Genomic DNA, 18100 nt, shown 5'->3' on the forward strand with positions numbered 1-18100 from the left:
TCATACCCCCTGTCGGGACCCGGATGCTGGATCGGCTCGAGTTCGTGTCGGCCAGCATAGCCGGGGCACCCGACAGGTTTTCCCCGCACGCGGGCCCGGTCCGCGCGACCCCCACCCGGGGCGGACCCCGCGGCGCTCCCCGTGTGCTCTAATGAACATTGCCGAGAGTTTGCTGATGTGGGGATCGGCCGGATCGACGCCGGCCGAAGCCCCGGCCAGGGCAGCCGCCGGACACGGAGGAACCGGGTCCGGCGGTATGTCGTCGAGATCGACCGAGGTGGAGGCGGCGTGCTGCATACCGATATCCCGACCCGGGATGAGATCAAAACCCTCGCGGAAGCCGGCGGCGACTGGTGTGTCTCGATCTACACACCCACCGAGTCCGACCTCGCCGACCCCGATCAGGACCGGATCGCCTTCTCGAATCAGGCCCGGCAGGTTCTCGAATCGGTCACCGACCCCGAGGCGCGCGCCGCCCTGGACGAGGAGTTCGACGTCCATATCGACGACGCCATGTTCTGGCGGTTCCAGTCGCGCACGCTGGTGGTACTGGCCACCCCGGGCCGCATTCGCACCTATCGGGTGCCCAACCGGCTGCCCGCCTCCGAGACGGTGGGCGACCGGTTCGATCTCACGCCGCTGCTGCGTGCCGTGACCTTCCCCCAGACCGCCTTCGTCCTCGCGCTGGCCGAGGGCGGGGTGCGGCTGGTGGAGATCACCCCCGACCGCCCGGCCCGGACAGTGCCGGTTCCCGGGTTGCCCACCAGTGCCGCCGATCACGCCGGGAAGGCGCGCCTGGGCGACCGCGCCCCCAAACGCCGCGTCCAAGGCGACGAAGGCCGGAAGATGCGCCAGCGGCAGTACGCCCGGGCCATCGACGCCGAACTGCGTGACCTGCTCACCGGCCGCGATGTTCCACTGATCCTGGCCGCGACCGAGCCGATCGACGCATTGTTCCGGAGCGTGAACAGCTACCCCAACCTGCTCGGCGAGAGCATCCCCGGAAATCCCGAGCAGGTCTCCGACGCCGAACTCGCCGCCCGCTCCCGGGAGATCCTGGACCGCCACTACGCGGCCCAGCTGGCCGAACTGGTGGAGTTGCTGGAACTGCGCCGCGGGGAGGGCCGGGCCGCCACCGACCTCTCCGACCTCGCGCGCGCCGCGTCCGCGGGCGCCGTCGATACGCTGCTGGTCGATATGGAGGCCTCGGTCCCCGGCACGGTCTCCGCCGCCGGAGCGGTCGCGTTCGGTGAACCCGCGACCGACGGGCAAACCGGCGTCCTCGACGAGATCACCCGCCGGGTCCTGCTGACCGGCGGTCGCGTGCTCGCCGTCCGCGCCACCGATCTCCCCGGCGACGCGCAGGCGGCGGGCCTGCTCCGCTACGCGCTGTAGGTCAGGGTCGGCCACTCGCTGTCATCAACACACACGACGTCCGGGCCCTGCGAATCTCATCGGGTCAACGCTGTTGCGCGATAACGAGATCGAACCGGTAGTCGCGTCCCTGCCCGATTACCCTTGTCGAGTGCCCGACGATCGACCGCCCGACCGCTCGTTACGCCTCATGTCCGATTACTGCTGCGTCTGGCCGCTGTGGCGCACCGACGGGCCCACGGACAGTAGGTCGCTCGGCCTGTCCGGGGAACTGGACCGAGATTTGCGCGCGTGGCAGGAGCATTTCGAAAGGTTGTTCCGGTATGACACCGGCTGGTCGTCGCCGGCAGCGGCCCGCGCCTACGAGCAGAGTGGCCGGGCTCTCCTGGGACGGCTGAGTACCGAACTGCCGGATCATTACATCGAACTCGATCTGTGGCCGGTGGACGGAGGCTTCGTGCCGGGCCGGGAAGAAGTTCCCGAGGTGCCGCGGACAGAGAACTCGACGGAACATCGCACGTGACCCGGCGCTGTCGGTGACCGCGTTCATCCCGTGATGCGCCGGGCCGGGACGAGCACCTACCTGCTACGCGAGCTCGTCGAGTTCGCCGGGTAGGTGTCGCGGAAGGCTTCGCGGACCGTTGCGGCGTCGACCCGGTCGCGGTCCTCGATCCGGGCGACGACTTCGGACACGCGCCAGTAGTTCGAGGGCACCAACCGACCCGAGGTCACGGCGGCGAGCGCTACGTCTGCCGCCTCCTCCGGCTTATCGGCGGCGGTGAGCGCCAGACCCAGGTCCAGGTTCGCCGACGCGATCCGGCGCGGCCTGACAGACGTCGAACCGGTGAGGTCCGCGAGCACGTTCCGGGCGTAGGATTCGGCGGCCGGGTCACCGAGCCATGACAACGTCGTCGCGACATAGGCGTCCGACTTCGCCGGGTCATACCGAAAGTGATGTTCCGGCCGGTCCGGGGTGTGCAGGCCCGACACCAGTCCGGCGACCTTGCGCAGCGCGCCGTATGTGCCCGTGCTGTCTCCCAGTCGCGCCAGCGCGCGCCCCTCCTGCGCGGTGGCCTGTATGTACGCGGAACCGTCCTCGGGCGCGATGGCTTGCGCGGCGCGCGACAGTTCGGCCGCCACGGCGAAACGACCGTCCGTGAGTTGCTGCCACGCTCGCGTCTCCAAGCACCACGCCGATATTTCGCGGTGCTCCGTTTCCTCGGCGAGGTTCCATGCGAGGTGTCCGCGTGCTGCTGCTGCGGGTAGCTCGCCGATGTCGATATGGCACGTACTTGCCAGCAGCGACAGCCACCCCACCGTGACGAGTAACCGGCGGTGCTGGGTCAGTGTCTTCTTACCGTCCATCAACCGCGCGGCATAGCCGAGATGCCGGCGAATCCTCACCAGTAGCTCACCCGGTGGTGTGGTCGGATAGCTCGCCGCGAGATCATCGACCGCCATTTCCAGACGGTCGAGGGTGTCGCCACCTACGTCGGACGCGGCGACGCGCTGAAACCATTCCGTCGCCGCCTGCTTGCCGTCCTCCTGTTCGGTGAACATGAGCGAACCCGGTCCGAGAACCGCGACATCGGCGGCGATATGTTCGGGACGTATCCGGCGCTGTCCGGTCTCCAGCATTGTGGGGCTCCCGCTGTTCGTGCTGGTGCCGGCCGTTGTTCTGCCAGTTCCCGGCGAGCGACCCGCCGGGCGAGATAGCCACAGCGGCAACGACTGCCGGACCCGGCGCGGCTCCCGCCCTCGGTGACTCGCCACTCACAAGGACTTCCCTCGCGTCTCCAGGCGCGACCGCCGCGCGACCGGGGCCGACCTCAGACGGTGACGTCGAGTCGTGCGGCGAGTGCCCGTGATTCGCGCTCGTTGAGCCTGCCACCGTGAGTGATCAGTTCGGCCGCGAGCGAGCGGGCCAGCGGGTGGCATTTCATGGATTCTTCGCTGATAACGGTGCCGGTGCGCAGTGCGCCGAGGGTGCCGAGCCAGTCCCGCTGCTGGGCGTACGCGCGGGAAAGTTCCAGCCATAGCCGGGCCCGGCGGTCGATCGATGGCACCGCATCCGGGTCCACAGCGCCCGCCGCGTCCAAGGCGTTGCCGGATTTACGGAGGTCGACCTGTACGGATACGGCGCTGATCTCGGTGTTCGCGACGCCGAACAGTGTCCAGGGGTGAGTCGATCCGGTGGGCAGTGCCCGGGCCATCCCCATCGCCTGATCGATGGCGCGTAGTGCATCGCCTTCGCGGCCGATACGGGCCGCCGTGATCGCGCCGTGCAGTTGGCAGGCACCCCAGAGCGCTTGTGCGTCTCGGTCGCCGTCCATATGCGGTTCGAGTAGCGCGGCGGCTTCGGATGCGAGGCGATACGCGTCTTCCTCGCGGCCTGTCGAGCGCCAGACGTTGCCGAGTACCCATGAAGCGGATGCGAGCGTTATCGGGTCGTCGGCGATCTCGGCGGCCGACATGCACCGATCGGCGGCGAGCCACAACAGCGGCGCGTCCGCCACCCACGCGAGTACTTGCTCGGAGAGCGCGTAGGCACCCGACAGCGCGGCCGCGGCGGCGCGTCGGTCGGGTCCATCGAGGGTACGTAGCGCGCGGCGGCCGTCGCGGATCAGTTCGGGCAGCATCGCGCCCGCATCGGCACGCGGCGTCACCGATGTGTGCCACAACCGCCACGCGCGTTCGACCCGTGCGGCGAGTTCGGCGGTGTCGACCGGTGACGGCGACGGGGTGAGATCGACCCCCTCGATCGCCTCGCGGATAGCCGGGACGACGGGATGCCCGGCGCGGCGGGACACGCCCACCAGCAACTCGTGGTCGCCGGTGATCTCGGTCAGGTCTCGCACACCGAGGGCCTGCCCGATCCGCAGCAGCATATCCAGTGCCGGCGGACGTTGGAGGCGACCCTTTTCGACATCGCGTAGCCAGTCTTCGGAACGGCCGACCAGACCGGCGACGACCGCGCGGGTTCGTCCGGTGCGGGTGCGGATGTTCTGGATGCGCTCGCCTATCACGCGTGCGGCGAGTTCGTCAGGGGTCGGCATAGCGGCCTGCCTTCTTCGCGGGATCGGTCCACTCCGTGGATGAACTCGGGCCTGTCGGCCGGGCGACGTTCTCCGCGAAGGGGTCATCCCAGGATAGAGCCGCTGGTGAGGTCCCACCAGCGCCTCCGGTAGGGGGAATCCCCCTACCTCGCAAGGTGGTTCGCTTCCACCGGTATCGCAGGTGCGCAGGGTTCAGGATCCTCTCCGCCACCGCCGCCGGGTCGACGCGATTGTCCTCGGCGGCGGTGGCAACCACATGAACGCAGGGGACAGAGGCAGGGGACACTCGATGCGACAGCGGCCAACCGCACTCGGATACGTCGATCTGGATGCCAGTACCTCGGTGATATGGGACCGGGCGCAGGTCCAGCGCTTGGCGCGCCATCTCGGTTACCTCGTGATCTGGCCCGACCTCGCGTCTGTGCTCCCGCTGTTCGACCAGGTCCGTGCGGCCGATGTGGACGCGGTGGTCATGCCCGGCCCGCACCACCTCGGTCCGGTCGAGTTGAACCGGGTCATGAGCGTCGCCGATGTGGAAACGGTGCTACCGCGGTTGTCCTTTGCCCGATGGTTCATCGCAGGGGTGGGCGATTGATCACCCTGGGGTTCGTGGTGGCGGCCGGACTGCCGCTGGCCGTCCTGGTAGCTGCGATCGTGTGGCCGGAACCTACGGCTCCGCAGGCGGAGGCCGAGCGAGATACCAACGAGGAGGGGCCTTATCATTCTCGCGTTGGCGTAGACCCGATCGACTCGCTATGAGTGCGGCGCTGTCAGAACAGAAAAGGCGCTTCCCGAGATTTCTCGAAAAGCGCCTTCGAACTGTATTGCCGTGGTGCGCGATACTGGGATTGAACCAGTGACCTCTTCCGTGTCAGGGAAGCGCTCTCCCGCTGAGCTAATCGCGCGAGGTGGAGACGGGAATCGAACCCGTGTGCACGGCTTTGCAGGCCGTTGCCTCACCACTCGGCCACTCCACCGCGCAAAGGGGGGAAGGCATACAATGCGCCTGGCCCTACCTCTCGAGCGGATGACGGGATTCGAACCCGCGACCCTCACCTTGGCAAGGTGATGCGCTACCAGCTGCGCTACATCCGCATTTCGCATCCCCGGGGGCTGTTGTGTCCTCCGTGGTGCGAGACAGAACATTAGCCCACCTTCGGCGAAACCTACAAATCGCCTGGTAGTGGCGGGTAAACAACACGCTTGTCATTTGCGGTCGCCGATGTGGGCGCAAGTGACGGTGATCGTCGCCATGTTGGGTAGCGGGCGAGCCGCACCCTCGAGGCGGGGCCCCGAAGTCCGTATCGGCTGCGACGGGATTCGGAGACTGCGCTCCCGGGAAGAGATGACAAGAGGGTGATTTGGTGGCGGATGGGTGGTGCGTGTTAAGGTTCCTACTCGTTCGGAGGGTATCGAAGAAGCCTCCCGGACGGTTCACCTCGGTCCCATAGCTCAGCGGGAGAGCGTCCGCCTCACACGCGGAAGGTCGCTGGTTCGAAACCAGCTGGGACCACGCCGATCCCCCTGACATATCACCTGGTCAGGGGGATTTTTGATGCCGGGTCCGATTGTGTGGAAGGTCCGGAATCGACCGCCGCGTACCGCCGAGATCCGGTGCGAGTTGCACGTATCTTGCACGGGGAGGTGCCACGGGATGGCCCTGCCGGGTGGTGGCATGCGCATTGGTGGGGCCGGCTACCCGCCTGCCCCGATTGGGCTGCTCTTCCCGCGTAGGGGCTCCGCGGTCAAGGGTGGCGAAGCTATCAGCGGAGCGACGCCGTAGGTGCCCTCGAGGGCGGAGGGGGCGTGGGAACATAATGCAGGCCAGTACTCGGCGGGGCCGGCGACCGGTAGGTCGCTATTTGTTGCCCTCGGGCCACACCGAGACGCCGTCGCGTTTCAGGTGGTCGGGAAAGAGTTGTGTTCGGTGCTCTAGATCGGCATGAACCCACAGCTCTGAGAGTCCTTCGGAGAACAGACTCACTTCGATGACAACGTCTGTGGCGTGCTCGAAGTCGACCGTCATGGTCTCGTGCGGTTTGAGAGTCACATCGTCCCCGTAGGGCTCGACTCGCCACTGCCGGTCCTGCTCGTCGTAGTTGTGCACCTCGTACCGGATCATCGGCGTAGCCGGTTTGCGCTGAAGCCTCGTTCGGGCTGGTCGATCATGTCGAGATTCTTGCAGACCGTCGGTGGTGTCGTGGTTCGACCGATGCTCGGTACACCGGATTCTGGAATTCGGCCGGGCGACTATCCGCGCAATCGGATCGGCTACCGGAATTCCCGGACCACTTCGATGCGGCCCACGAGGTGGCGGTTGAACTCTTCGAGTTCTTCGGCGGGCACCCACAGTTCGAGGATTGTCTGCCCGCCTGCCTGGCGTATGGGATACCTCGCCGCGAATTCGGCATCGATCAGGAACCGGGTCACGTAGCCGACGCCCGAGGCCGCGACATTCCAGTCTCGGGCGATACGTATCGCGTAGTCCTCGTTCAGCACCGGGTAGAAGATCGGCTGATCGGGCAGCCGGGGCGGCCACGCGGTCCACCCCGATGCCTCCACCAGCGCCAGCTCCTCCGGGCCGGTGGGGCGCCACAGGGTCAGTGTCTCGCGTTCATCCATCGCTGTTCCTCGGCAGTTCGGCTCGGCGAATCATGCCCTGTCCGAGTAGCGAGCGGCCAGTCCTTATTCGCGGGCTGCCGGGCGGTCGTGTTCTCGGCGGCCGCGCGGCGGGTGAACGTCTGCGAGACGCTAGAGGCGTCCGTCCAGCCGGAGTCCGGGATGGACCCAATCGGGTGATCGGCGTTCTTTGAAGGCCCGGAAGCCTTCGACCGATTCCGGTGCGCCGAGGCTCGACTGCATGCCGATGCGGTCGTAGAGGCCGAGGTAGTTGTCCAGGCCGGCTTTGACCACCGCGCGCGCGTTCGGTGCGGTGCGGGCGCATTGGGCGAGGACTTCGCGGGCGGTGTCGGCCAGCGCGTCGTGGGCGACGACGCGGGCGATCATGCCCCAGTCCAGTGCCTCGTGCGCGGTCAATGTGCGGCCGGTGAACATGAGGTCGCGGGTGCGCACCGGTCCGATCAGCCGGGCGAGCATCTGGCTGTAGTAGGTGTCGGCGATCCCGCGGTAGAGCTCCGGCACCCGGAACGTGGCGCGTTCGCTCACCACCGACATATCGGAGCACAGCGCGATCTGCAGTCCGCCGCCCTGGCACAACCCGTTCACGGCCGCCACCACCGGTTTCGCGGACTGGCGCAGGGTATCGAACGGGAGTGCGTCCATGCCCAGCGCCGAGCCGAAGGTCATCCAGTTGTCCGTGCCGCCGCCGCCCATATCGCCGCCGGGTGCGAACACATCGCCGGTGCCGGTGATCAGCAGGCCCGCCAGATCGGGGTCGCGCCCGACCAGGGTGACCGCGTATCTGATGCCGAAATACATGGCCGGTGTCATCGCGTTACGTGCCTCGGGCCGGTCGAGCGTGCAGATACCGAGCGGGCCTTCGCGGGTGAACCGGAGGTAGGGCGTTCCCAGCCAGTCTCCGTCCGGTGGGCGCGGGCCGGGTGGTGGGGTCGGGGTGTCGGTCATCGGATCTCTTTCGTGCGAGGCTTTTCGGAGCGGCCGGAAGCGGGCTACTACATCCCGGCCAGGATGTCTTCGGCGAACCGTTCGATGGGCTCGCGGTATCGGTCGGCGGACTCGCCGGTGCCTGTCGAGACGGCTCCGGCTCCGGCCCACGGACTGCACATCATCGCGGTGACGCCGAGGTCCTCGGCGCGTTTGAACAGATCGACCGATGGCGGTTCGCGCAGCGCCAGCATGATCTCGAACGGCTCGTTCTCGCGGCCGTATTCGCGGCGCAGCGCGCGCAGCGTCGCCACCCTTTCTGTCGCTTCCTCCCAGGTGTAGGCACTGCCGACCCACCCGTCACACAAACGGGTCGCGCGCCGCAGGGCCGCCTCCGATTCGCCGCCGCACATGATCGGTACCGGTGCCGGCGGATGCGGTTCGATCATCAATTCCGGTATCCGGTAGTGCTCCCCGCTCCACTGCACCCAGCCTCCGCGCCACAGCGCGGGCAGCGCTTCGATCATCTCGTCGAGCCGCCGGCCGCGAGTGGTGAAATCCTGGCCCAGCAATTCGAACTCTTCTCGCATCCACCCGGCGCCGACCGTCAGCGCCACTCGGCCGCCGGCGATGACCGCGGCCGTGGCCACCTGTTTGGCGACCTCCAGCAGGGGGCGGGCCGGGGCGATGTAGACGGCATTGGTGAACCGGATGCGGTCCGTCACCGCCGCCATCGCCCCGATCTGTATCCAGGAGTCGGGCCACGCGGTCTCGGGTGCCCACATCGGCACGCCCGTCGGTGAGGGATACGGGGAAGTCAGCGCGCGCGGATAGATCAGGTGATCGGAGACCACGATCCCGTCGAATCCGGCCTCGTCCAGCATTCCGGCCACTCGAATCGAATCCGCGGTCGGCATGAAGGCCGTACCGGTCCAGAACTCCACGGCGGCGCCTACCGCGGCCGGTTCCGCGGCGGATCGGTGAACCAGATGTCCACGGCGGGGGCGTATCGGTGCAGCAGCCCGGTGATCTCGAGTTCGTCGCCGAGGCGTTGCAGGTACATGATCGATCCCGTCCCGAGCGTCCGTCCGGGACCGGCGGATACGTCGACCCGATTCGCCCGCTGTCCGTTCGGCGCGGCCGTCCGCGGGACCGAGCCGATGGTGAAAATGTGGTTTCTCCTTTGGAGAATATCCCTCTCTTCGGGAGTTGGTGGTAGTTCCGCGGGACTGTCGCCGGTTCCCCGGTCAGCCCGGGCAGGTGCCGGGTGGGCGCCGGCCGGCCAGTACCGCGGTGACGAATTCGCGGGTGTCGGCCAGTGCGGCGGGAATGGTCGCGCGGTGGTCCTGCCCTTCGTAGACCCGGTAACCGAGGTCGGTTCCTTTTCGGCACAGGGTGTCCACGAGTGCGTCCGTGCTCGGTTTGCCGACCAAGGTGTCGGCTGTGCCCTGGGCGATCATCACCGGGACCTCGGGGGCGGTGCCGGACGGATCCTGGGCCTTCAGGTAGGTGGTCAGCGGGGCGAAATCGGCGCCGGGAGCGAAGATCTCGGTGGGCGGGACCGGGGGCACCTCGCGGATCTGGGCCAGGCAGCCGGTGCGGGCGGCCTGCACCAGGGGTTCGGCGGCGGGAGTGAAGAGCCGGGCGGGGTCGACGGCGGGTTCGGCGGCTTGGGCGCCCAGGACGATCAGCGGGACGAACGCCGCGGCCGCCTCGGCGCCGGGGCTGCCGCTGTCGACGAATTCGACCATCCGGGCCAGGTCGATACCGCCGGGGGCGATGGCCACCGCGCCTTTCAAAGACAACTCGGGCTGCCGGGCGCGGGCGTATTGCGCGGTGAACAGTGCCGCCTGGCCGCCCTGGCTGTGGCCGGCGACGACCCAGTCGCGGCCGATGCCACGGTCGGCGGAGCGGGCCGCGCGCACGATATCGGTGACCGTGTTCGCCTCGCTTATCCCGTGGATATAGGGGTGCCCGCCGGGGGTTCCCAGGCCCTGATAGTCGGTCTGGGCCACGGCGTAGCCGCGCTGGACCCAGGTGTCGAGAATCTCGGTGACCTGGCCCAGATAGTCGTGGACCGGGCCGGTGGCGGTATCCCGTGACGGGGCGCACGGATCGGCGTAGCCGGTGGTTCCGTGGGCCCAGCTGAGCACCGGCCATCCACCGGGAGGTGGTGGCGTCGCGGGAATCGCGACCGTGCCCGAGACCACGATGGGGCGGCCGTGCGCGTCGCTGGACGTATAGGTGATCAGGTCGGTCCGGGCGGCGCTCGGCAGTGCCGCGGCGGTTGTCAGCGGTTGTGCGGTGAGCAGTTTGCCACCGGCCGCGGGACCGGGATGCGGGGGACCGGCGGCCGAGGTGCCGGACGCGCCGGCGGCGCACAGGACCGCGGTCGCGAGGGCGGTGACGGCCGCGCGCAGGCGGCGGGAGGGGCGGCGTTCGAACATGTTCGGCTCCTGGTCAGGCGGTTACCCGGGCGGCCGCGCCGGCATCGACCGGGACGACGGTGCCGGTGATATGAGCGCTCTTCTCGTCGGCGAGGAACAGCACCGCGCGGGTGACCTCCTCCGGCTCGAGGAATGCCACCGGCTGGGCATGGAGTGCGGCGAATACGGGCTCGACGTCCGCGCGGCCCGGACGTTCGAGGTCGGGGCGCATCCGCGCGTAGAGCGCCTCGTTGTGCACCATCGGAGTCGAGATATTGCCGGGCGCCACGACATTCGCGGTGACGCCGTGCGGCGCGAACTCGAGTGCGGCGGCCTTCGTCATACCGATCACGCCCCATTTGGTCGCGCTGTAGGCGGCCATCCCGGGGGCCGCCGAACGTCCCATCATCGAGCTGACGGTGACCACCCGCCCGTAGCCCGCGGCGATCATGGCGGGGGCCACCGCGGCGACGGTGTTGAAGACGCCGGTCAGATTGGTCGAGATCACTTCGTCCCAGAGTTCCGCGGAGATCTGCGGCACGGCCGCCGCCGCCGACACTCCGGCGTTCGCGATGGCGATATCGATGCGACCGAACTCGTCGATACCCCGGGCGACCAGCGCTTCCATCGCCGCGCGGTCCCCGGTATCGGCCTGCAGGGCCAGGCATCGCCGGCCGCGCTCTTCGACCAGGCGGACCGTTTCCGCCATATCCGCCGGTGTCGCGAGTGGGTAGGCGACGACCGGGCTGTCCGCGCAGCGGTCGCAGAGCACGATATCGGCGCCCTGTTCGGCGAGCGCCACCGCGTGGGCCCGGCCTTGACCGCGCGCACCTCCGGTGATCAGGGCGATGCGGCCGGCGAATGCGTTCACGAGAGATCACTCATTTCGAGGTCGGCGGGATCGGTCCAATATTCGACCGATGCGGTAGATTGTGGTGGCGGTCACGGTACCGCCGGCGCTGCCGTGGGGTCAACGGCGGCGGTGGTGTCGCAGCGGAGCGGCCCACATGAGGTGGTCGATATTTCAACCGACGCGGTAGAGGCGCATCGGCGATCCGCTAGGGTGGCCGGAATGGCCGATCACGCAGTGGACCGATCGGGCGGCGGCCGGAGCGCCTCGCCGCCCACCGCCCGCGTGGTCGAGCTCCTGGATTTCCTGGTGCGGTACGAGGGTGAGCCGCTGGGCCTGTCGGAATTGGCGCGGCGCTGTGCCATGAGCAAGCCGACCTGCCTCGGGATTCTCACCGAGCTCACCGCCCGCGACTACCTGCGCTGCGACTCCGGGACGAAGACCTACCGGCTGGGGCCGGCGCTGGTCACCGCGGGCCGCGCCGCGCAACGTGATTTCGCCCCCGAGCCCGTCGTCTCCGAACGGCTCACGCGGCTGAGCCGGCGGTTCGGCGTCATGTGCGTGGCGTCGGGGCGGGTCGGCGACGAATTCATGGTTCTCGATGTCGCCACCCCGCAGGGGGTCCGCGCGCCGGTCGGCGTCGGGCAGATCTTCCCCTTCGCGCTGCCCACCGCACTGATGTACGCGCTGTGGCAGTCCGACGACGCACTGGAACGGCAGGCGCGCGACGGGCACGCGTGGCTGGCGGGTATCGAATTCGGCGAACTGCGGAGGATGGCGGTCGAATGCCGCACCACCGGGTATCTGGCCGAGAATCTGACACCCCAGCTCGAACGGGTTTATCGCCTGCTGGGCGGGGCCGGCGCCCGCGAGGTCTCCCCCGAACTGCGCGCCCTGATCACCGAACTGCTGGCCGGAATGGGGAGCCGGCGGCTGCTGCTGCACGACGAAGTGCAGGGCGGCGGACCGGATTCGGTGCATCGGGTCGGTGTGGTCGCCGCCCCCACCTTCGGGGCCGACGGGCAGCAATCGCTGCTGCTCGCCCTGAGCGTCCAGTCGGACCTCACGGCATCCGAGATCGCCGAGCGTGGGACGGCCCTGAAAACCGCCGCGGGAGAGCTCACCGCCGAACTCGGAGGTCGCAACCCGCGCGGTTGAGTCGCGCCGGGCGGTCCGGCGCGCACTGGCCCGCCGCCCGCGGGATGGTTAGGGTGCCCGGTATGGCCACCTCGACCACGCCCGCTGTTCCGCCCTTTCATCTGGCGATCCCGGTCGTCGATATCGAGGCCGCCCGGGATTTCTACGGAAATGTGCTCGGCTTCCCCCGGGGCCGTTCCGCGCAGAAGTGGACCGATTGGAACGTGCGGGGTCACCAGGTCGTGACCCATGAGGTCGGCGGTGATTCCGGAACCGCCGTCCGCGGCACCAGCCCCGTCGACGGGCACGAGGTCCCGGTGCCGCACTTCGGGCTGGTCCTGTCCGTGGACGAGTTCCAGGAGCTGGCCGCGCGGCTGCGCGACGCCGGAACCGAATTCGTGATCGAGCCCTATGTCCGTTTCGCGGGCGAGCCGGGCGAGCAGTGGACGATGTTCTTCCTCGATCCGTCGGGAAACGCGCTGGAATTCAAGGCATTCCGCGATATCGGCCAACTGTTCGCCGGCTGACCGGCGCGGCCGGCCGGGGTGTGACCCCGCGGGCGGCCGGGTCGCGCGCCCGATCGGTCCTACTGGTGAGTAGGGGCCGGTTCCGGACGCGGATCCGGGGGATAGGCTCGGATCCGCACCGGATAGCGCCCGGGCCGGTGTGCCGAACACGGCGTGCAGGGCAGAGGAGTTGTCATGACCGAGGCCCGCGCGCTGCCGGAGACCGCCGTATCGGCACCGAGCGCAGATCCCGAATCCCCCACGGTCCGGATGCGCCGGCGGCTGGAGCGACTCATCGGCATCGCCGCCACCGAGGGAAACGCGCTGGTGGCACTGCGCAACGGCGACGAGATCTTCCCGGCGATGCTGGAAGCGGTGCACGGCGCGCGCCACACCATCGACATGATGACCTTCGTGTACTGGCAGGGCGATATCGCCCGCACGTTCGCCCACGCCCTCGCGGAGAGGGCCGAGGCCGGAGTGCGGGTGCGGCTGCTGCTGGACGGATTCGGCAGCCGCTCGATCGAGAAGGATCTGCTGGTGCGGATGGAACGCGCCGGTGTCCAGGTGGTCTGGTTTCGCAAACCCCTGTACCTGTCTCCCCTGAAACAGAATCATCGATGCCACCGCAAGGCGCTGGTGGTCGATGAGCGGACCGCCTTCACCGGTGGGGTGGGAATCGCCGAGGAGTGGTGCGGGGACGCGCGTAACGAGCGGGAATGGCGCGATACCCATGTGCGGGTCGAAGGCCCGGCCGTGGACGGGATCGCGGCGGCGTTCGCGCAGAACTGGGCCGAATGCCACGACGAACTGTTCGACGAACGCGACCGTTTCACTCCGCAGCGCAACCGCGGCTCGGCGATCGTCCAGGTGGTCCGGGGGTCGGCGAGTTTCGGCTGGCAGGATATGCAGACCCTGCTGCGGGTGGTCATCGAATCCGCCGAGCAGCGGCTGCGGCTGACCACGGCCTATTTCGCACCGGACGCCTACTTCATCGACCTGATCTGCGCGGCCGCCCGGCGCGGGGTGCGGGTCGAGATCATGCTTCCCGGCCCTCACACCGACCAGCGGGTGTGTCAGCTGGCCGGACAGCATTTCTACAACGACCTGCTCGCGTGCGGGGTGCGGATCTACCAGTACCAGCCGACGATGATGCACGCGAAGGTCATCACCGTGGACGGTATGGCGGCCCTGGTGGGTTCGACCAACTTCAACCGGCGGTCGCTGGATCACGACGAAGAGGTCATGCTCGCGGTACTGGACGAACGGTTCACCGCCTCGCTCGACGCGCACTTCGACGACGACAGGGCGTCCGCCGAGGCCATCGTGGAGTCGCGCTGGCACCGTCGCCCGGTCACCCAGCGGCTCCGGGAACTCGTCGTCCGCCCGATCCGTCGCTTCCTCTGACCTCGGCGGAGACTCCCGCGGCGGCGGCCGCTGCCCGCTCGCGCGACCCGGTGACCGTGTCGGCGGCGGACACGCCGGGCCCGATGTGCGAGACGCGGATGGTCTGGGTAACAATGCCGCTCGGTCGTCGATACGACGATGTTCGTGTTCGTGTTCGTGCACAGATGGGATAACTCTCGCCTGGCCGAGTGACGGGGCCGCGGGCGAGCGTCGACTGAAGGCGGTCCGATGCTCTACCGAAATATCGTGCTCGTATTCATGATCTGCGTGGCGTCGGTCTCCGTATCCGCGGTCCGATCCGCGCCCGCCCGCGCCGAGGGGCCGGAACTACCGGCGCCGACCGGGCAGTACGCGGTCGGCCGCACGGATACCACCGTGGCGGCGCCGGACCGGGAAATCCCTGTCTCGGTGTGGTATCCGGCCGCCGAGGCGGGACGTCCCGCTCCCTATATTCCCGCGTCCCGGGTGAACGTGGCCGGTATCGCCGGGCGCGCCGCGCAGTGGCTCTACACCCCGGCCGCGGCCGGGCCGATGGTCACCGCGACGGTCCCCGCCGCGCTGGACGCCACTCCCGCCGCGCTGCCGTCGCTGCCGGTGGTGGTCTGGTCGCCGGGGCTCGGGACGCCGCGCTGGCTGGCATCGGGTCTGGCCAGCGATCTCGCGTCCCACGGGTACGCCGTGGTGGCGCTGGATCATCCGGGCGAGACACCCGGAGCCGAGGCGTCCGGGCGGGTGGTCCGCGGTGAGATTCCCAGCGGGGATCCGGCGTATCTGCGTACCGCGCTGGCGCACCGGGTGGAGGAGGTGCGGCTGGTCCTCGACGGCCTCGGCGCGCTCCCGCTGATCGGCGCCCATCTGGATACCACGCGCATCGCCCTGGCCGGGCATTCCTACGGCGGCCAGACCGCGGTATCGGTGGCCGCCGACGATCCGCGGATCCGCACCGCGATCGTGCTGGACGGCAGCGCCGGCTGGGACGAGGTGGCCGAGGTGCCGCCCATGCCGCATCCGGTGCTGCTGCTGGCATCGGGAAATATGGTGCACGCCAGCTGGACCGGCACCGACGCGGTGATCGGCACCATCGCCGGGGCCGGCCACTACACGGCGACGGATCTGCCGGTGTTCGGCGGCAGCGAGGAACTGTGCGGGCGGATCGACGCCGCGCACGCGGCGACGCTCACCCGTTCGGTGGTGTCGGCGTGGCTGGATCGTCATCTGCTCGGCGGTGATTCGGCGATGCCGGAGGACGATCCGCTGTTGCGCTGGCGGGTTCGCTGAGCGCGGTGGTGAAGGGCGGGGGCGTGCGTACCCGCAGTGGTGGCAGCGCGCCCTCGAACCGTTCGATCTCCACCAGGCAGCTGTTCGCGGAGGGACCCTGGGTCAGGGAACTGGTCCCGATATCGTTGGTGACGGTATTCGGGTTGCCGTGGACATCCAGTGACAGCGGATCGGCGGGGTCCAGAGGGTCGTACCAGGCTCCGGTCGCTATCTGCGCGACACCCGGCCGGAGGGCGTCGGAGATCCGCAGGCCGGCCAGCAGCGCCCCGCGGTCGTTGAAGACCCGCACGATATCGCCGTCGCGCAGCCCGCGTGCCGCGGCGTCGGCGGGATTCATCCGCAGCGGTTCGCGGCCCCGGATCTTCGACTCCTGGCTGGTGACGCCGAAATCGAGCTGGCTGTGCAGCCGGGTCGCCGGCTGATGCGAGAGCAGGTGGAGCGGAAAGCGTCGCGTGAGTGCCGCGCCGAGCCACTCGCGGGGCGGATACCAGGCCGGATGCCCGGCGCAGTCGGCGAGGCCGAAACCGGCGACGGTGGCGGAGAACAGTTCGATCCGGCCCGACGGGGTGGCCAGCGGATAGCGGTCGGGGTCGGCGCGGAACCGGTCCAGCACATGGGTGCTTTCCCGCAGGTACGGCCCGAGGTCGATCGGGGGACCGTCGCGGAAGGTCGCGTAATCGGGCAGCGTGACTCCGGCGGCGGCCGCGTCGGCGACCGTGGTGTCCCAGAGGTGCGCGACCCATTCGCGTTCGTCGCGGCCTTCGGTGAAACGCGGTCCGAAACCGAGCCGTCCGGCCAGGCCGGCGAACACGGCGTGATCGGAACGGGCCTGTCCGTAGGGCGGCAGGGCGCGGCGCATCGGCGTCAGCCACTGGTCCTGGCGGGCGGCGGCGAAATCCTCGCGTTCCTGGGCCGCCGTGACGGGCAGCACGATATCGGCGAACCGGGCGGTGGAGGTCCAGCCGATCTCGTGCACGATCACCGTGCGGGGCCGTGACCAGGCCCGCCGCAACCGGTTGAGATCCTGATGGTGGTGGAAGGGATTGCCGCCCGCCCAATAGATCAGGTCGATCTCGGGATAGGTGAGCGTGCGGCCGTTGTAATCGAAACTCGCGCCGGGGTTTTCGAGCATCTCGGTGAGACGCGCCACCGGAACGATATCGGTGACCGGGTTTCCCGGTTGCGGGACCGCGGCGACCTCGAAGGGCGGGTAGCCGCGCTGCGTCTCGTTGGTCAGGCCCACACCCGAGCCCATGAGCACGCCGCCGCCGGGCAGCCCGATATAGCCGAGAGCGCAGGCCAGGGCCCAGCCGGCCCAATAGGTCTGTTCGCCGTGCTCGGCGCGCTGCAGGGCGTACGGCAGTCCGATGAGGCAGCGTTGCCGCGCCAGCTGCCGGGCCAGGGCGCGGATCTCGTCCGCGGGAACCTCCGACAGCGCGGCGGCCCACTCGGGAGTTTTGGGTTCACCGTCCACCCGTCCGGTCAGGTAGTCGGCGAACCGGTCGAATCCGGTGCAGTACCGATCGAGGAACGCGCGGTCGTGCAGATCCTCGGTGACCAGGGTGTGGGTCAGGGCCAGCATGATCGCGACATCGCTGTGCGGGCGGCAGGGGATCCAGCGGGCCTCCAGATCCGCGTGCGCGTCGTCGCGGACGGGTCCGATATGGACGAACTCGACTCCGGCGCGGCGCAGCGCGGACAGCCGCTCCCGGCGCGGATGCGCGCCGATCCCACCGGGATTGACCTGGGTGTTGCGCTGGGCGCCGCCGCCGAAGAGAACGACCCGGGCGCAGTGCCGCGCGATATCCTCGGTACCGGGAGTCTGGCGCGCCGCGAAATAGGCGTTCATGCCGAGGATATGGGGAACGAGGACCTCGGCCGCGGCGAACGAATAGGTGTCGACCGAGGCGGTGTAGCCCCCGAACATCTGCAGGAAACGGTGGATCTGCCCCTGCGCGTGGTGGAAACGGCCCGCGCTGGCCCAGCCGTAGGACCCGCCGTAGATCGCGCGGTTCCCGCCGGTGGCCCGCGCCGCGCGCAGGGCTTCGGCGGCGATATCGAGCGCCTCGTCCCATTCGACCTCGACGAACGGTTCGCGGCCGCGCAGGCGGGGGTCGGCGGCGGCGCGGTCGCGGTAATAGCCGAGGCGGACGGCGGGCCGGGCGATGCGGTGGTCGGGGTCCTGGACCGCGGCCAGCGACCGGCCGATGGGGGAGGGATGCGGGTCGCGTGGGTCGGGAGTGACCGAGAGACGGCCGTCGGCGGCGGTACCCAGATGGAAATTTCCCCAGTGCGTGGCGGTGGGCCGCGTTGTCGTCATCGTCGTTCCTTTCCGGCGGCCCGGCGTCGATGGGTGGCCGGTGCGCGGGGGCGCGGACCGGCAGCCCGCCGGGCGTACCCGACCATTCTCCTGATCGGAACCGTAGGCGGCGGCCGAGTCGGCCGCGTCACCCCGCCGGGGGTGGGGCGTCCACGCGGCCGCGGGCGTTGCTATCTTGAACG

Annotated in this window: 16 protein-coding genes and 4 tRNA genes; 8 read left to right on the forward strand and 12 right to left on the reverse strand. The window is 69.2% G+C overall.

Annotation, left to right across the window (positions count from 1 at the left end; translation table 11 throughout):
• Nucleotides 1–288: 288 nt before the first annotated feature.
• Together ACZ6SF_RS01215 and ACZ6SF_RS01220 are read left to right on the forward strand one after the other, a co-directional pair.
• Nucleotides 289–1395 carry a baeRF11 domain-containing protein gene (locus ACZ6SF_RS01215; RefSeq protein WP_466059626.1) on the forward strand — a complete coding sequence of 369 codons (1107 nt, stop codon included), beginning with the start codon at nucleotides 289–291 and terminating at the stop codon, nucleotides 1393–1395.
• A 130-nt stretch (nucleotides 1396–1525) separates the two neighbouring features.
• Entirely contained in the window at nucleotides 1526–1897 is a 372-nt protein-coding gene (locus ACZ6SF_RS01220; RefSeq protein ID WP_466059628.1) for a hypothetical protein, read from the forward strand.
• Nucleotides 1898–1953: 56 nt separating this feature from the next.
• Here ACZ6SF_RS01220 and ACZ6SF_RS01225 read toward each other — a convergent pair whose 3' ends face one another.
• Together ACZ6SF_RS01225 and ACZ6SF_RS01230 are read right to left on the reverse strand one after the other, a co-directional pair.
• Entirely contained in the window at nucleotides 1954–2934 is a 981-nt protein-coding gene (locus tag ACZ6SF_RS01225) for an XRE family transcriptional regulator (protein ID WP_466059630.1), read from the reverse strand.
• 269 nt (nucleotides 2935–3203) lie between these two features.
• On the reverse strand, nucleotides 3204–4430 hold the full coding sequence (locus ACZ6SF_RS01230; RefSeq protein ID WP_466059632.1) for a helix-turn-helix domain-containing protein: 1227 nt from the start codon (nucleotides 4428–4430) through the stop codon (nucleotides 3204–3206).
• Nucleotides 4431–4719: 289 nt separating this feature from the next.
• On the opposite strand from ACZ6SF_RS01230, the gene ACZ6SF_RS01235 reads away from it, so the two are divergent.
• Nucleotides 4720–5025 (forward strand): hypothetical protein, encoded by a 306-nt coding sequence (locus ACZ6SF_RS01235; RefSeq protein WP_466059634.1) that lies wholly within the window; start codon nucleotides 4720–4722, stop codon nucleotides 5023–5025.
• A gap of 235 nt (nucleotides 5026–5260) precedes the next feature.
• Here the strand turns inward: ACZ6SF_RS01235 and ACZ6SF_RS01240 are convergent.
• From ACZ6SF_RS01240 to ACZ6SF_RS01250, 3 genes are all read right to left on the reverse strand, one after another.
• A tRNA-Val gene (locus tag ACZ6SF_RS01240) sits at nucleotides 5261–5335 on the reverse strand.
• A 1-nt stretch (nucleotide 5336) separates the two neighbouring features.
• Nucleotides 5337–5407, reverse strand: a tRNA-Cys gene (locus ACZ6SF_RS01245).
• A 45-nt stretch (nucleotides 5408–5452) separates the two neighbouring features.
• Nucleotides 5453–5525 (reverse strand) — tRNA-Gly (locus ACZ6SF_RS01250).
• A gap of 346 nt (nucleotides 5526–5871) precedes the next feature.
• Between ACZ6SF_RS01250 and ACZ6SF_RS01255 the strand changes: the two genes are divergently transcribed.
• Nucleotides 5872–5943: transfer RNA gene (locus ACZ6SF_RS01255), tRNA-Val, on the forward strand.
• Between the two features lie 345 nt (nucleotides 5944–6288).
• Here ACZ6SF_RS01255 and ACZ6SF_RS01260 read toward each other — a convergent pair.
• The 6 genes from ACZ6SF_RS01260 to ACZ6SF_RS01285 all read right to left on the reverse strand — a co-directional run bounded on the left by ACZ6SF_RS01260 (nucleotide 6289) and on the right by ACZ6SF_RS01285 (nucleotide 11291).
• Nucleotides 6289–6552, reverse strand: a complete 264-nt coding sequence (locus ACZ6SF_RS01260; RefSeq protein WP_466059635.1) for a hypothetical protein — start codon at nucleotides 6550–6552, stop codon at nucleotides 6289–6291.
• A gap of 149 nt (nucleotides 6553–6701) precedes the next feature.
• Entirely contained in the window at nucleotides 6702–7052 is a 351-nt protein-coding gene (locus tag ACZ6SF_RS01265; protein ID WP_466059637.1) for an ADP-ribosylation/crystallin J1, read from the reverse strand.
• Between the two features lie 129 nt (nucleotides 7053–7181).
• On the reverse strand, nucleotides 7182–8015 hold the full coding sequence (locus ACZ6SF_RS01270; RefSeq protein ID WP_466059639.1) for an enoyl-CoA hydratase/isomerase family protein: 834 nt from the start codon (nucleotides 8013–8015) through the stop codon (nucleotides 7182–7184).
• Between the two features lie 47 nt (nucleotides 8016–8062).
• Entirely contained in the window at nucleotides 8063–8938 is an 876-nt protein-coding gene (locus tag ACZ6SF_RS01275) for a TIGR03619 family F420-dependent LLM class oxidoreductase (RefSeq protein ID WP_466059640.1), read from the reverse strand.
• A gap of 303 nt (nucleotides 8939–9241) precedes the next feature.
• Nucleotides 9242–10441: an alpha/beta hydrolase family protein gene (locus ACZ6SF_RS01280; protein ID WP_466059642.1), complete on the reverse strand. Its 1200-nt coding sequence runs from the start codon at nucleotides 10439–10441 to the stop codon at nucleotides 9242–9244.
• Nucleotides 10442–10454: 13 nt separating this feature from the next.
• Nucleotides 10455–11291: a mycofactocin-coupled SDR family oxidoreductase gene (locus ACZ6SF_RS01285; protein ID WP_466059644.1), complete on the reverse strand. Its 837-nt coding sequence runs from the start codon at nucleotides 11289–11291 to the stop codon at nucleotides 10455–10457.
• 201 nt (nucleotides 11292–11492) lie between these two features.
• Between ACZ6SF_RS01285 and ACZ6SF_RS01290 the strand changes: the two genes are divergently transcribed.
• The 4 genes from ACZ6SF_RS01290 (at nucleotide 11493) to ACZ6SF_RS01305 (ending at nucleotide 15598) form a co-directional block, all read left to right on the forward strand.
• Nucleotides 11493–12428 (forward strand): helix-turn-helix domain-containing protein, encoded by a 936-nt coding sequence (locus tag ACZ6SF_RS01290; protein WP_466059646.1) that lies wholly within the window; start codon nucleotides 11493–11495, stop codon nucleotides 12426–12428.
• 62 nt (nucleotides 12429–12490) lie between these two features.
• Complete coding sequence (locus ACZ6SF_RS01295) at nucleotides 12491–12934, forward strand: VOC family protein (protein ID WP_466059648.1); 444 nt, start codon at nucleotides 12491–12493, stop codon at nucleotides 12932–12934.
• Nucleotides 12935–13108: 174 nt separating this feature from the next.
• On the forward strand, nucleotides 13109–14320 hold the full coding sequence (locus tag ACZ6SF_RS01300; RefSeq protein ID WP_466059650.1) for a phospholipase D-like domain-containing protein: 1212 nt from the start codon (nucleotides 13109–13111) through the stop codon (nucleotides 14318–14320).
• Nucleotides 14321–14548: 228 nt separating this feature from the next.
• Nucleotides 14549–15598 (forward strand): alpha/beta hydrolase family protein, encoded by a 1050-nt coding sequence (locus tag ACZ6SF_RS01305; protein WP_466059652.1) that lies wholly within the window; start codon nucleotides 14549–14551, stop codon nucleotides 15596–15598.
• Here the strand turns inward: ACZ6SF_RS01305 and ACZ6SF_RS01310 are convergent.
• Entirely contained in the window at nucleotides 15498–17918 is a 2421-nt protein-coding gene (locus ACZ6SF_RS01310; RefSeq protein WP_466059654.1) for a molybdopterin-dependent oxidoreductase, read from the reverse strand. The genes ACZ6SF_RS01305 and ACZ6SF_RS01310 overlap by 101 nt on opposite strands.
• Nucleotides 17919–18100: the final 182 nt, after the last annotated feature.

Source organism: Nocardia sp. NPDC049935, assembly GCF_055586645.1.